General features: G+C 41.9%; 11 protein-coding genes and 1 pseudogene. 1 reads left to right on the plus strand and 11 read right to left on the minus strand.

The annotated features are described in order from the left end of the window. Positions 1-59: 59 nt before the first annotated feature. The 7 genes and pseudogenes from NSTC745_RS02845 to NSTC745_RS02875 form a co-directional block, all read right to left on the minus strand. A complete protein-coding gene (locus tag NSTC745_RS02845; RefSeq protein WP_445635792.1) occupies positions 60-3,908 on the minus strand; it encodes a putative Ig domain-containing protein in 3,849 nt (1,282 codons plus the stop codon). Between the two features lie 23 nt (positions 3,909-3,931). Next, positions 3,932-4,063 carry a hypothetical protein gene (locus tag NSTC745_RS02850; RefSeq protein WP_445635793.1) on the minus strand — a complete coding sequence of 44 codons (132 nt, stop codon included), beginning with the start codon at positions 4,061-4,063 and terminating at the stop codon, positions 3,932-3,934. A 794-nt stretch (positions 4,064-4,857) separates the two neighbouring features. Continuing rightward, positions 4,858-5,637 carry a COP23 domain-containing protein gene (locus NSTC745_RS02855; RefSeq protein ID WP_445635794.1) on the minus strand — a complete coding sequence of 260 codons (780 nt, stop codon included), beginning with the start codon at positions 5,635-5,637 and terminating at the stop codon, positions 4,858-4,860. A 261-nt stretch (positions 5,638-5,898) separates the two neighbouring features. Next, positions 5,899-7,507, minus strand: a pseudogene (locus NSTC745_RS02860) (M48 family metalloprotease). A gap of 200 nt (positions 7,508-7,707) precedes the next feature. Next, positions 7,708-7,878, minus strand: coding sequence for a photosystem II assembly protein Psb34 (gene psb34 / locus NSTC745_RS02865; RefSeq protein WP_445635795.1), 171 nt, complete (start codon positions 7,876-7,878; stop codon positions 7,708-7,710). Between the two features lie 263 nt (positions 7,879-8,141). Continuing rightward, positions 8,142-8,312 (minus strand): photosystem II assembly protein Psb34, encoded by a 171-nt coding sequence (psb34, locus tag NSTC745_RS02870; RefSeq protein WP_445635796.1) that lies wholly within the window; start codon positions 8,310-8,312, stop codon positions 8,142-8,144. A gap of 349 nt (positions 8,313-8,661) precedes the next feature. Next, positions 8,662-9,288 (minus strand): hypothetical protein, encoded by a 627-nt coding sequence (locus NSTC745_RS02875; protein WP_445635797.1) that lies wholly within the window; start codon positions 9,286-9,288, stop codon positions 8,662-8,664. A 364-nt stretch (positions 9,289-9,652) separates the two neighbouring features. Here NSTC745_RS02875 and NSTC745_RS02880 point away from each other — a divergent pair, with 364 nt between their 5' ends. After that, complete coding sequence (locus tag NSTC745_RS02880; protein WP_445635798.1) at positions 9,653-10,546, plus strand: peptidoglycan-binding domain-containing protein; 894 nt, start codon at positions 9,653-9,655, stop codon at positions 10,544-10,546. Positions 10,547-10,737: 191 nt separating this feature from the next. Here NSTC745_RS02880 and hemJ read toward each other — a convergent pair whose 3' ends face one another. The 4 genes from hemJ to psbQ form a co-directional block, all read right to left on the minus strand. Next, entirely contained in the window at positions 10,738-11,322 is a 585-nt protein-coding gene (gene hemJ / locus NSTC745_RS02885) for a protoporphyrinogen oxidase HemJ (protein WP_445635799.1), read from the minus strand. 228 nt (positions 11,323-11,550) lie between these two features. Continuing rightward, a complete protein-coding gene (locus NSTC745_RS02890) occupies positions 11,551-12,402 on the minus strand; it encodes an alpha/beta fold hydrolase (protein ID WP_445635800.1) in 852 nt (283 codons plus the stop codon). A gap of 205 nt (positions 12,403-12,607) precedes the next feature. Beyond that, positions 12,608-13,729, minus strand: a complete 1,122-nt coding sequence (locus tag NSTC745_RS02895) for an NAD(P)/FAD-dependent oxidoreductase (RefSeq protein WP_445635801.1) — start codon at positions 13,727-13,729, stop codon at positions 12,608-12,610. Positions 13,730-13,852: 123 nt separating this feature from the next. After that, on the minus strand, positions 13,853-14,308 hold the full coding sequence (gene psbQ, locus NSTC745_RS02900) for a photosystem II protein PsbQ (protein WP_445635802.1): 456 nt from the start codon (positions 14,306-14,308) through the stop codon (positions 13,853-13,855). Positions 14,309-14,333 lie beyond the last annotated feature (25 nt).

The raw sequence follows: 14,333 nt of genomic DNA on the forward strand, positions 1-14,333 counted from the left end.
GTGGGGAGTTAGGAGTTATTCTCTCCTTTGCGCCTCTGCGTCTCTGCGTGAGGGATGCGTTAAACAAAGACAAAACGAGTATCTGTTGCCAAATTTGTATTTTGGTTTAACCCAGTTTCGACAACAGCAATCAATTCTGTACCGTTGCTAGTGAAAATACTGACGGCAGATTTAATGATAGATACAGCAGACGCTGAACCTAATGAATAATTGTTGGCAGTTCCTTTGAGTTGAATGCGATCGCTCGTCTGTAAATTGAGAATATCTGCGTAGTCACTCTTACCGGAACTAGCATAGAAAACAGAAGTTTTATCGCCTAAAACGTAAGTATCTGCACCTTGGTCGCCGTTGAGAATATCGATTTCGTTTGTACCGCCTCCCCAACCAATGAGGCGATCGTTACCATCGCCTCCAGAAACAATATCTTTGCCAAGTCCACCTAAAATTGTGTCATTACCACCATCGCCAAGGAGTACGTCAGCGCCTCCTTTACCATCGAGGTAATCATTGCCTGCTCCACCGTTGATTAACTCAATGCCGTTGGTGCCGATAACGCGATCGCTACCACCTAGAGCATCAACTATGTATTTATTCAAATCAGTAAGCTGTTCGACGAAGATGATGTCGTTGCCAGATGTGGCCTTGTTATTAGCAACGGTCAATTCAAAAGTATCGCTGGCTGTCAGGCCTTGTTTATCAGTAGCTGTGACTGTGACTGCAAAAATACCAGTTGTGGGGACAGTGCCGGAGATAATACCAGTGTTAGCAGCGATACTAGCTCCACTTGGTAAACCAGTAGCACTGTAACTGAGAGCGTCGCCTGCATCAATGTCAGCAAATTTGTTACTGACATTGAAAGAAAAGGATTTATTAGTGGAAATGATTTGGTCGTCAATGGGTTGCACTACTGTGGGTGCTTCATTGATGTCGTTAACTTGGATAGTTAACACTTTTTCCACAGAAAGCCCACCATTATCGGTACTGCGTAACCGAATGCTGTAGGAGGGTTTGGTTTCAAAGTCTGGAGAAGCTTTGATTTGTAAGCTGTTGCCATCAATTGTGAAGGCAGCGTTATCAGTATCGCCAGTTCCAGTAACCAAGCTGTAGGTGAAAGTGTTACCTGTGTTAGGGTCGGTGGTGGTAAATGTACCTATGACTGTGTTTGCTGCAACATTTTCATTGACACTGGTAGCACTCAATGTTGTGTCTGTGGGCGCATCGTTTCCAGATATGTTAAACCGAGCCACACTGGGATCGTGGTCGCTATTTTGATCGGCAAATTCTGAGTTGATGTGGACTACATCATACCCATCTAGTTTGCTCAGCAAATTGTTACTGACTAAAACGTGGTCAAGAGTTTGGGCGTTGCCTTCAAAGTTATAGGTGTAGCGCTCATTTTGAGGCAGAGTTTCAATCAGAGAAGTCAGTCCAGCACTTTTTAAGGTGTTGACAGGGTTGGAAAACTCAAAGTCGTTCAAGTCACCGGCTACAACTATATTGGCATTGGGATCGATCGCTAAAATATTCTCAACAAAGTTTTTCACCAACGTAGCTTGTTGTTGGCGCTGCACTTCGCTAGTCAGGGTTGGCGGTTGATTCACACCAAATAATGGTTGGTCGCCACCTTTAGAATTAAAGTGGTTGCCAATTACATACACGGTTTCGCCGTTGAAAGTAAATTCACCCACTAACGGTTTGCGGCTGCTATTGAAAGCCGAGTTGGTGGGGTCAATCAAACCAGGACTATTAGAAATTGTGGGAACGCCAGAGTTGTTGGTGACTGTGGTGCTGGAGGTGGAAGTACCACCGGGACGATCTACAAAGGTGACGCGGTTGGGATTAAATAAGAAGCCGACGCGGATATTTCCCCCAGGTTCGCCGCCATTGGTATCATCCACTGGGTTAATTTGGCGATATTCGTAGGTCGGCCCGCCAGCAGCAGCGATCGCATTAATTAATGTTTGGAAGGTAACACTGGCATCGACTACGCTATCATTCGTCGGTCCATTATTATCCTGAATTTCTTCTATGGAAATGATATCTGGCGATTTCAAATTATTGACAATGCTGTTAGCAAGGTCGTTAAACTTCGTTGCACTGTCGCCTGGGTCAAGATTTTCGACGTTGAAGGTAGCAATTGTCAGCTGGTCAGTGGTAGCAGTTAAATTGGTGACTTCTTTTTCAAGAGTACTGTTCTGTACTACTGTGGGAGCAGCCGATACTAAAACTTCATAGTTGCTAAAGTCGTAGCTAACGACACCTACAACAGTGCTAAGTTGCGTACCAACATTAACTTCAGGTAGCACTAAGGCATTGTTGAGATCGTCGATCTGAATCCGTTCGGGATTGAAGTCTGAGGGACTAATTAGGCTACCACCACGAACTGTGCGCCCAGTGGCATTTGCTCCATTGTCTGCTAATACCCAAATTTCCTCTGATGTACCAAAGTTTCCAGTAGGTGAAGTGGCGATGGGGTTATTGACCTGTACAAGCATTCCTTCTAAGCTTTCGTAGAAGTCAATGCCATCTTGGGCAGGGTCAAAGGTGGTCGTTCCAGTTTCGATATTACCAGTAGTATCGTTATCGATTACTGTAGTTGGGATCGTTCTGCCCCCATTACCCAGAATTGTGGCAGCTGGCAAAGCATTGCCATTGGAGAGTGTGACAATTGTAGGGGTAGTAATTTGTGTTATCGTCAGGTTATTAGCATTATTACCCGGACGAAACTCGCTGACTGTTCCACTGACTAATATAGAATCGCCAACGGATACCGTTGGTGCTGATGAAGTGAAGACAAAAATGGCTTCAGAGGTGCGATCGTCGTTGTCTGGGTTGGGGTCTTGCAGGTAAAAACCGTTACTTCTAATTACCGTGACAATTCCCGCTACATTATTAACTGTCTGGCCTGCCAAAGGTGAGATGTGGGCTGCTCCCTGAATCCCACTAATCTTAATCGATGGGGCTACTTCGTTATCTGTCACCGTAATATCTGCACTGCCGTTAGTAAAACCTGTAGCTGAAGCAGTTATGGTCGCTGTCTGGGAGCCATCAAGTATCAAATCGTCTACAGCATTAATCCCAAAGGTTACAGTCGAACCATTGCCACTGAAGGTGACAGTTGTGGTTACTGTTGCCTCAGTTGTATCGTTACTGCTCAAATTGACAACTAAATCAGATGTGGAGGTGTCTGAGCGTGTCAAGGTGGCTGTAGCAGCATTAGCCCCGGCATTTTCAGCAAATGAACTAGGAGTAATACTTAAAGTTAAAGTTGGTAATGGTGGGATAGAGCGTAGATTATTGATATAAGTTGTATTGGCTCCACCATTGGGCAAACCAGGTGTAGTTGCAGCAAAGGCAATTCCTGTCGTCCAGTTGGCAGTGTTTGTTGCGCCTGCAAGGTCAGAGTTTAATGCATAGCCTGTGTTATTTGTGCTAGCACCAAAATTGACATTTGCTGCGCTTGTGAAGGCTCCTGTTGCAGTGCCAATATCTACAGCAAATCCGTCTGTGGAAATAGTAGCGCCAGTATTTGAAGTATCAACCCAAACAACATCATCACCAGCAATATCTCCGTTATTGCCGCTGTTGGCATTAGGTAGGAAGGAACCACCAGCATTGAGAGCTATATTCCAGTCATTAATTGATGGATTATAGGATGTGTTCTGAGTAATAGCTGTAGTTCCACCGACTGTAATAATAGTTCCTGCTTTAAAGGTGGAGGCTATAGAACCAAGATTTGTAAATTTATAAGCAGAAAACTTAGAGGCTTTGGTGCCTGTGGAGTCTCCCACAAAGAAAGACTCAAGCTGTGTAGCAGTCAAATCTTCAGTAAGCAAAAGCTCGATAAATTCGTCACCAGCGGTTAAGGTGCCACCACGATAAAATTCATTGATAACGATCTTGGGCATAAAAACCTCTTGCTTTAATTGTGTTAAAGAGCGATCGCAACATCAGTTTGTGTCAAGGCCAAACCAACAGCATCAGAAGTCTGAGGGCTAGTACCGGCAGCATCAATGCCACCTTCAAAGTCCGAAGTGTGGAGAATTTGGAGTGTAAGTGCCATTTTTTTGCCAGTAAAAGTACGTTAACTGCAAAGATGCACTTCGCAATTAACGCGAGAGCAATACTAAATAGAACTTTCAGACCACCATTCTTGGCAGTTAAGAGAAGTTATTTGTACAAGTTTTGAGCATTTAACTATTCAGCCACCTTAAAGTATCTGAATAAAGTTAAGAAACAGCTAGCAAAAGGTTAAAAAAACAGATAGTTGAGTTGATAAAAGGAAACAGGCAATGGGCAAGAGGCAACAGAGTTGAAACTCTGCTGGCGTCAGGGTTTAGGGGTTATACCATTTCTTTGTGAGGCTGCGCCAAACCCTTTTAACTTCTTTGTTTGTGTTCTTCTCTGACGAGACGTTGCGCGAATGCGTCCTTTGCGGTTCGTTTTTCTTTCTTGTACTTATGCTTTAGCGCATCTTAATACAGAATTGGTATTAGTTTCTGTTCTCAGCTAGGCTGCAACTGCGATAAATTACAGCCAAAAACACAAACATTTAAGAATTTTCCCCGAAAAATTTTTAAATGCATATACACTACAATTTATTGAAAAAAATCAAAAATAAATATAAATTTTTCTAAATATTATGTAAGAAGCGATACACGCTAATATTATCTCGTGTGCGATTAAAGACTTATCATTTAGACCGCAGGGGAACTGGAGAGAGGAATAGTCACCTTGAGTCTAGAAATTGCAATAATTGGCGTTGCTGATTTCATGTATGAAAACGATTGTGCATGATATCAAAATCTTTGTAGAGACGTTGTAATGCAACGTCTCTACCTGTGTATTCATACCCAATTAACGGAAATTACCAGGATTGAGGCGAACAGAGTTAGGCTGAGACTGGCGACGAATTGCTACTCCATTGCGGAGGTTTCTGGCGGTACCACCATCTCTGGCATCCAGGAAAGGCTTGAGATTAATTCCACCTTTATATGAACTAACTCGATTATTGCCGTTGCCTAGAAGTGTGCGTCCTAAATTATATATGCTGCCTGAGCGATCGCCATACGTGTTAACGGCTACGGTTTGTTGTCCGCTATCAGCAGTAGTCAAGTTTTGGAAAATGCTATTGCGGATAACAACGGCATCTTTTCCACGGGGTACTGTCAACACAATTCTACAAGTTGGGTTAGCTTCGGTTGTCACGCAGACAATGTTTTCGTTATTTTGTACGGATGTCTGGAGTTCTTGCAAACCATCTGGACGATACTGTTCCAAGCGGTTGGCAATTGCTACACAACGCTTTTCAGCATCCCAACCACCGCCCAAAGTCGCAGGCGCCGCCCAAGGAAAGTATTGTCCTGGTTGACTTTGTGGCTGATACATGACTGTGTACTGACCATTGTAAGTCTGACAACTAAAGCGAGTTGTACTATCAGATGTTGGTGATGTTGGTATGCCTGTCGATGTGTCTATTGGCACTGGTGCTGATGTGCCGCCTGATGGGACTGTTGGTACTACTACTCCATCTTCAGTAGGATAAGGATCGTATTGCGCCATTGCTGCGGAATTGCCCAGACACAAAGATAAGCCAATACTGCCCAAAGATATCAATCGCAGCAGTTTTGATGACATAGCCATCCTCCAGTATAAATATGTAGGAAATTGATAATTTAAGAACAAAGAATTCAGAGTTGGAGAGTCAGCCGTCAGAATTCAGTTGGGAATTCTGTATGACACTTCGACAGGCTCAGTGCATCGCTGGCGGATGAATAACCGGTGAAATCAAGCATTACTGAATTCTAAATTCTAAATTCTAAATTCTGAATTCTGAATTCTGAATTCTGACTTCTATGTTGAGTGACGAATAATTCTATTTTTTGATTCATTAAAAATCTATTTTTTTTCCTCTCTAGCTTTTTTATCTTGAAGTAACTTTTTCACTCGTGCTTGAATTTCTGTATGATGTCCGACTCCTTCATAAGCGTAACGATTGTAACTACTACGGGTAATAAGATTTTCTAAATTACTAACTCGTTCGCCGCCGCCAGGATGGGAAGACAACCAACTAGGAGGTGCATTTTTTTGCTGTTTATCTAATGTCACCATTAAGTTACGCAAGCCATCAGCAGCGTAACCACTGGCTACAATTAGGCGCGTGCCGAGTGTATCTGCTTGACGTTCCATGTCGCGGCTGTAACCGAGGGCAAAGAGTTGGCCGATGGTTCCACCTAAAGGAAGATATTGGGTAACGTTAGAAATTAAGTTGCCTTGGGTAATTAATTGAAAACCGTGAGATAAAACAACATGGGACAATTCATGACCAATTAATCCAGCTAATTCTGCTTCGGAATTAGTCTTGGCGATCGCACCCGCATTAATAAAGATTTTACCTCCAGGTAATGCAAAGGCGTTGAGGCTTTCTTCTGGAATCACAAAAAATTCGTATTTAAATTCTTCACGTCCAGTTACTTTCGCTAATTTCTGTCCGATTTCGTTGACGTATGTCAAAACAGTTTCGTCTGTAATCACATTCAACTGTTTTTTTGCCTCTTTAGCTACCGAATCGCCTATGGCTCTTTCACCTTGTAGCAGAATGATGGTAGAATCAACAGCCGAAAACGGCCCAAGCAAACTGCCAGTAAGAGCGTAACCTAACGCACCTGTAATAATATTACCGATGACGTTGCCTCGAATTTCTGCTCGGATATGTTTTTTGTAACGTTCGAGATTTTCTTGTGCTAAATTTGTAAACTCAGCCGCCTGGGGATCTTCGGGGTTGAGAATGGCAAACTGACGCGCCGCCAAAGATGCTTCCATCCATTTTTTCTCGCCAGCCAAGGCGTTGACTCTCGCTCTAACCAATTCTGGCTGGTCTGGATAAAGAGAAGATGCTCGTTCTAATATATCTAACGCTTCTTTGGGGCGATCGTATTGTTTTAAAATTTGAGCATATCGGATATGACCGGGAATAAATTCTGGATATTGCTCAACTAATAATTGCAAAGGTACAACCGTTCTTGTTTGTAACTTACTTGCTATGCCCGCCTCTGATTCTCGCCAGTATACCTTACCTCCTGGTGATAGTTGCGTAGGATCGAGTATGGCTGGTTTACGTTCTTGGGGTGTGCTTGTTTTGGTAAAAGGTTCTTTTACTTCGCGGTAAATTTTTTCTGCTTCGGGAATTTATTTGTCCGGCGAGATAAAGTCTATCGGCTTCAATAAATTTTAGCTGACGGCTAATTTCTTCAGGACTAAGTGTAGGTTCCTGTGGAGACTCTGGCTTTTTCGGTTGGGAAACTTCCGGCGAGGGTTCTTTTGTTGATGAAGGTTCTATCGCTTCCGGTAATTTTTGATCTTGAGTCGTTTCAACTGTAGTAGACGCAGCAGGTTCTTGTGCTGGAACTGGTGCTGTTGGCTGCGTCAAGATAATCAAAATTGATGTCCCAATCGACAGTAATACCCAGTTACAGGCTAGCAGTAGAGACTTCCAGGTTCGTTTCATGCCAGGTACGACCTATGCAAAAGGCTGTTTTTTCAATGTTACGAGGAATTGGGAATTACGTATATGGAGCGATGCCTAGGTTGGGCAGGTACGCCATCGCCGCTATTTTACAACACAAAAAACCCCGGCTAAATTAGCCGAGGTCAAGTCGAGAAGTGAGAATGACGATGAGATATAGCGATACCGAAATCTAAAAACTCTTAGCTAACGCTCAAACCAACCAAAATTAAAGTAGTGACGATTAATGTTGCAAAAGCACCTTGAATCAAGTATTTACGTTGTTCCCAAATCGCGGGGTACTCAGCGTAGTACATTTTGGGTTCGGTTGCGTAGTTATTGAGAACTCCGTCTTCATTTACAGTGGTGTACATAATTTTTTCTCTTGCTTGTTTATTAACTTATGTAAATAAATTTAACAAGTTTGTTACAAATCGTCAACTAGGCTTGACAAAAAAAGAGTGATAATTGTAATAAAATCTGCTTATCAGCGATGCCTACAGCGGACGGTTATGTATGCAGAGGAAAAAGGGCGATCGCGCAGAGCTTCAAACAAAAAAACCTCAGCTAAACTAGCTGAGGTAAAAAAATAAGTACGAATGGCAATGAGATACAGCAATACTGAAGTCAAAAAATCTTAGCTAACGCTAAAACCAACCAAAACTAAAGTAGTAACGATTAAAGTTGCAAAAGCCGCTTGTATTAAGTATTTACGTTGTTCCCAAATTGCTGGGTACTCAGCATAGTACATTTTGGGTTCGGTTGCGTAGTTATTAAGAACGCCGTCTTCATTTACAGTGGTGTACATAATTTTTTCTTTTGGTTATTTGTTAACTTATGTAAATAAATTTAACAATTCTGTTACAAATAGTCAAGTAGACTTGACAAGAAAAGAGCGATACCTCTAATAAAAGTTACTTATGAGCGATACCTACGGTGGGCGGGTACGCCATCGCGGATTGTGGCGAAAGGGGTAAAAAAAGATTGCAAGCCCCCCTTTCCAAGGGGAGCCCGCGACGGGTATGTAGGGGGTTTTCACGCCACTTGCTTGGCTGACAGTTGCTCTCCATGAGCGACTGGCGTGGATTGGGGGGATCGTAAGTCTGCGGCGCAACTTTAGAAGACTTGTGTGTGCACTGTAGCTCTTCGTGTCTCCCTCACGCGATCGCCACATCCTCTTGAATGTTAATATTTGCTTCTTTTACTAAAACTTTTAGCAAAGCTGCTATACCAATTTGCTCAGAAACTGCATTAGCATCCCATTTGCCATCAGCTACATACTTGCCTTTGCTGTAGTGGTTAGTCCCCGACCACAAGTAAGGTGTGAGAACTTCTGGGTGGTATTTCCTATAACCAACACCGTTGTATCTTTCTAGTTGCCAAAGCTGTGCTGGCAAACTCCAATCTTTTACTCGGTCAAATTCTTTCATTGTCAGAGCATCGATGGCGCTTTCTTCCCAGGTATATCCCACTTGCCAGCCGTTGATGGGGTCGGTTAGCGGTCTGCCCGATGGTTCGTTGACGGTGCGTTTTTTTAGTGAATCGCCGTTATGCAGATGTTTGTTAAAGTTCAGGGAAGATTCCATATTATGGATGACTGCAACAAAGTACCAAGGTACATTGATTTTTTGTTGTAATCCTTCGTAACGAGGGCGACTTGCACTGATTTTCGTAACTATGCTTTGAGTGCTGCTGAGTTTATCTGGCCTGATTTCGCAGCTATCCCAAAGCCTTTGATATTCTGGTTTTAAATCTAGCAGACTAAGTAGTATTTTATTTGCCATTTTGTTAAATACCTAAGAGTAACTTTGACTTTTTTGTTATGACAAAGTTACTCCACTTATATAGAAATTGGCAACTTTTTATACGAAAAATTATTTTTATACAAAAATTTTTTGATATTATATGCTTCAGAAATTAGTCTGAAGTTAAGTTTTGTATTTTTGTAAATCCAACCACCACCAAGTATAAATATTAAACGGCATTCAATTTTGACTTAAGTAAAATTATATAAATTTTTGTATGTAAATCATAAATTAATAGTAAAAAATTTAACTTTCTATTAATCACAAAAGTATAGTTTCAAACAAGACCAATCCTGAAAATGATGTTTATACTTAGAAATAAGTCAATAAAGCCAGGTGCATTATGAAACTACAAGATTTCTTAGGAAAAGATGAAAAATGGGGATTCGAGGCGATCGCTAAAGATCCAGAATTAACTCGTCAAATTCAAATACTGTTAATTGGCTTGGGTTTACTCGACCCTCCAGCCGATGATAAATTTGGGCCAGTATCAGCCGCAGCCCTGAAAAAATTTCAAGAATTAATGAAAATTGGGGAAACTGACTATTTAGGCCCAGTCACCGCCAAAGAACTAATTCAAACTAAGCCAGAGGAACTTCCTAAACCTCCTTTAAAACTTGGTAATGACATTGCCAGCAAGATTATCAAATATATGCAGGCAAAAAATTATCAGATATCTACTAATCCCAAAGAATACAACATTGTTTATTTAGAAGGAGTCAATGAAGACTGGACTCTCAACAAAGATACACCGAATCAATTCAACGATCGCCGTATTGTGATTGAAGTAGTAGATGGTGTTCCTAAAATTGTAAATCACTGGCAAGCCACCACAGAACCAGGCAGCCACTATACTTATAACCCAATGAATCCCGGAGGTGCAGCCAGAATTAAATTTGGCCAATACAAAGCTTGGTCTGTTGGCATACACGGCAATTCAGAACCTCACGAAGCATTGATCCAAGTTGCACCTATCACCGTTCACCGAGATTTTAATAAAGATTTTCAACGGACTGGTGACAAACTAGATACAGGTCTTTTCTTGGTAAATCAACACTACGGTTATGATGCTCCTGTAAATGATATCAAAAATGCTAGTGCAGGTTGTTTAGTAGGACGTAGGCGCGAGGGACATCGAGAGTTTATGTCAATAATTAAACAAGACCGTCGCTATGTAGCTAATAAAAATTATGTCTTTTACACTACAGTCATTCCTGGAGATGATTTATTGAAGTAGTTTTTATAGCAGTTGCTAGCTAGGTTAGGACATAAACCGATCTTAGAAACTGACATTAAGAGACATTTAAGCCTGTTGCCTGCAACATATTGCTTTTAAACATTTTAAATTTGGGATTTTGAACCATCAACCCAAAATCCCAAATTTAAAATCTAAAATTTGGGTAAATTAGATATCCCAGACCATTTTGTCTAACTTTGTTCTTGTGGAATTTGCCCTATCTGTGCCGTCAACTTCTCTTTATCCTGCCTACGTTTTTTGGCATAAAGTTGAATAGTAACTGCCATCAAAATAATCATGGCAAAAATACCCCAGGCAGCTATATCTGTTGGTAGATTATTTTTAAATATAGCCAGTAATACGATCGCCACCAACATAACTGTCGGTGCTTCATTTAACGCCCGTAATTGCTGACTACTCCAGGCACATTGATCCGCCGCTAACTTCTTTATCAGACGAGCGCAGTAATGATGATAGCCTATTAGAATGGCTACAAACAGCAGTTTTATATGCAACCAGCCCTCTTTTAACACTTCTGGTTCAGTGGTTATTAAACCAATGGCCATTGCGATCGTTACATACATTCCTGGGTTAGTGATGATATGGTAGAGGCGCTTTTCCATAATTTGATACTGATTTTTCAGTATGGTTCGCGCTGGTTCGGGTTCAAGGTTCGCTTCAACGTGATAAATAAAAAGACGTACTAGGTAGAATAAACCGGCGAACCAAACTACAAACCCGACAATATGAAATGCTTTAAACCATGAATAAGCCATAAATTCTAATCTCCATCAGTGTGGTTGTGATGCATTTTTAGCGGTCATAAAAAGCAGGCAAAATTCAGAATACTCCTCCTTGAAAGGGTGGAGTTTTAAAAATAAAGAAGATTTGAATTTTGCCACTCAATGTTCCATTTAGTGGAGTAAAATTAGTGGTCACTTGGAATTCTCCAGTAACTAATTCTGAATTCTTTTATATTATCGATTTTTGCCTGAGGTATATTCTCAATGAGCCTCTTTACGACGCACAAAGGGTAAAAGGTCTTCTAAAATAGTCTCATGGTAATGTTCTTGAGGATAATGTCCGACGTTATTAAGTTTTATTAACTCTGCATTGGATACCGAATTAGCAAAATTTTCTGCAATGTCTACAGGTAACCAAGGATCGATAGTACCCCATTGGATGAGAATTGGCTGTTGCCATTCTTTAAAACCTGATTCGATTTCTGTCATTGCTGAATCAAGTTGTAAATTGCGGATACTTGCTAACAAACTCCGACCGGATGCAGAAGTTGTTAAAAATGGTTTTCGATAGACATCTAAATCGCGATCTTCGATGCGATAACGGCTACCACCTTCTAGGGTTCGGTCAACTAGCAGTGGGTCTTGGGTCATGACTTCACCAGCCAAAGGTAAACCCATTTGTTTAATTTTCCAGGGTAATTTGGCAGTCGTTGAAATTGGTGTATTTAAGATAGCTAGATTAGCAATTTGTTCTGGGTGACGCAAAGCATATTGTAGTCCTACAGAACCTAAAAAACCTTGTACAACTAAAGAAAAATGTTCGAGTTCTAGTGCTTTGATAAATCCTTCTAAAGCTGTGATAAAAGCATCAGGAGTGTAAGCAAAATCTCGTTTTTCTGGTTTTCCAGAAAAGCCATAACCAATCCAATCTGGGGCGATCGCTCTCGTACCTTGATTAGCCAAAGCAGGTATAATATGACGCCAGCTGTAACTTTGTGAAACTAAGCCGTGTAGTAACAATACTGGCGTTAAGTCAGTTCTGCCGATTGGTAAAGATTCACGATAAAACCATTCAAGTGAATTTACAGTTATCTTATGTTCTGTTATTGACACGCTATTTTTCTTATAAATTGGGCATTGGGAATTGGGCATTGGGCATTGGGCACGGGGAAAGGGGTATGGTTCGACCCTTCTCTACGAGAGCCTTCGCCAACGACAAAGCTCAGGACAGGCAATCGCCAACCAGGGAAAAAGGGAAAGATTAAATTTATTCCTTTTCCCTTTAACCTTTAACCTTTTCCCCTGCCCCCTCTGCTCCCTATGCCCCATGCCCCACTCCCTGAGGAATAATCATCTCACGAATTGCATATGCTGTGGCGGGTGCCAATAAAACGCCGTTGCGATAGTGTCCAGTTGCTAACAGGACGTTACTAAATCCTGGTAACTTACCAATGACTGGGGCTGGGCGTCCTTCAGGACGAGGGCGTAATCCAGACCAAGTGCGGAGAATACTTGCTTTAGCTAATTCTGGGCAAAATGCGATCGCTTGTTCTCTCACAGATTCCAGCAGTTGCTGATTCGGCGGTATGTTATCACCGTCCATCGGAAATTCTACTGTTGCACCCAGCCAATAATCTCCACCACCCACAGGAACAATATGGACATCGTTACCTGTAATTGCTGGCTGGAAGTCAGGATTGCCTAATGGATGCCCTACACGTACTTGTAACGCCTGTCCTAAAACTGGGCGGATATCAATCTGCTGGTTTAATTTTGCCGTGAGTGGCGTTGAACCTAATCCTGCTGCGACTACAAACCAATCAGCGGCTATTTTTCCTTCTGTAGTTTCAAGGCGATCGCAACATTTGAGCGAAGATTCAGATGTTGAGGTTTGACTATCTAAAACAGCCACCCCAAATTTGAAAGTCACACCATTATGCCCAGCAGCTTCAACTAAAGCTAATGTCAGTGCAGTTGGATCGAGTTGACGGTCTTGCGGAGAATAGACAGCGCCAGTAATTTTTTCGTCATCTACCTGAGGACAGATATTTTTGAGTTTAGCAGTATCCCAAATCTCTAACCGCCAGCCTTGAGAGTGCCGACTTTCTAATAACTTTTCCCATACTGAAATTTCCTCGGTGGGATTGGACAACAGCATGAGAATTCCTTGGCGGTTAAAAGGAATTTTACGATTTGTTAAAGCTTCTAATTCTGGAATCAAAGTTTCATAGCGTTGGATGCTAGTTTGTCGCATTTGCCAAGCCTTGCCCTTGATTTTTTGACTGATTGCGCCCATCAAAACACCAAGTGCAGCACCCGTAGAAGCTTGTGCTGGTGGTTGTTGGTCGAAAACTGTGATTTTTAGCCCTTTTACTTGACTGAGTTCATAGGCGATCGCAGCCCCAACTACACCACAACCGATAATGACTACATGACTCATTGCTTGTTTGAAATGAAGGGCATAGGCATAGGGCAAGCAGGGAGCGTGGGAGAAAAGGAAAAAATGGGAAACTTTTTTCTAATCTCCCCCTGCCTCCTCTGCCTCCCCTGCTCCCCTGCCCTTCTATTGAGTGCTTTCCTCAGGAAGCAACTGGAGGAATTTGTCAATATCTGCGAAAGCAGCTTCGGAGTTACTCAATGCAAGTTGAGCGTTACTAGAGGAAGCGCCTTGATTGACTTTAACCAAGTGGTTAAATAAATCTCGCGTTATTTGACGTGCTGTATTTTGGTCTTTGGGTAGAAGGTGGGGAGTGACATAAGTCAAGTTCAACCTTGCTTCTGTTATCGGGCCGTGTATAAAGTTGCTCACGTTAATCCAATCTTGTCTTTGGATCAGGGTTTTCAACTCTTGTGAGCGATCGCGTACAGCTTGAATTTCGGGAACGTATTCCTTAATTTCCGCAATTTGGGTTGCAGTGTACGTTGGAGGTGCAACTGCGACACCGGGCCCGCCACAACTAATGAGAAATGTAGCCAACAATACTAAAATCAGTGAAAAAATAGAGCTTTGACGCTTCATACACGGAACTTATTTGCTTCTTGTT

The sequence above is a fragment of the Nostoc sp. DSM 114161 genome (genome assembly GCF_052692665.1).

What these genes read in the sequence shown, in the direction of transcription:
- NSTC745_RS02845 (WP_445635792.1), bottom strand. Translation starts at nt 3,908, where the DNA reads ATGCCCAAGATCGTTATCAATGAATTTTATCGTGGTGGCACCTTAACC.
- NSTC745_RS02850 (WP_445635793.1), bottom strand. Translation starts at nt 4,063, where the DNA reads ATGGCACTTACACTCCAAATTCTCCACACTTCGGACTTTGAAGGTGGC.
- NSTC745_RS02855 (WP_445635794.1), bottom strand. Translation starts at nt 5,637, where the DNA reads ATGTCATCAAAACTGCTGCGATTGATATCTTTGGGCAGTATTGGCTTA.
- psb34 (WP_445635795.1), bottom strand. Translation starts at nt 7,878, where the DNA reads ATGTACACCACTGTAAATGAAGACGGAGTTCTCAATAACTACGCAACC.
- psb34 (WP_445635796.1), bottom strand. Translation starts at nt 8,312, where the DNA reads ATGTACACCACTGTAAATGAAGACGGCGTTCTTAATAACTACGCAACC.
- NSTC745_RS02875 (WP_445635797.1), bottom strand. Translation starts at nt 9,288, where the DNA reads ATGGCAAATAAAATACTACTTAGTCTGCTAGATTTAAAACCAGAATAT.
- NSTC745_RS02880 (WP_445635798.1), top strand. Translation starts at nt 9,653, where the DNA reads ATGAAACTACAAGATTTCTTAGGAAAAGATGAAAAATGGGGATTCGAG.
- hemJ (WP_445635799.1), bottom strand. Translation starts at nt 11,322, where the DNA reads ATGGCTTATTCATGGTTTAAAGCATTTCATATTGTCGGGTTTGTAGTT.
- NSTC745_RS02895 (WP_445635801.1), bottom strand. Translation starts at nt 13,729, where the DNA reads ATGAGTCATGTAGTCATTATCGGTTGTGGTGTAGTTGGGGCTGCGATC.
- psbQ (WP_445635802.1), bottom strand. Translation starts at nt 14,308, where the DNA reads ATGAAGCGTCAAAGCTCTATTTTTTCACTGATTTTAGTATTGTTGGCT.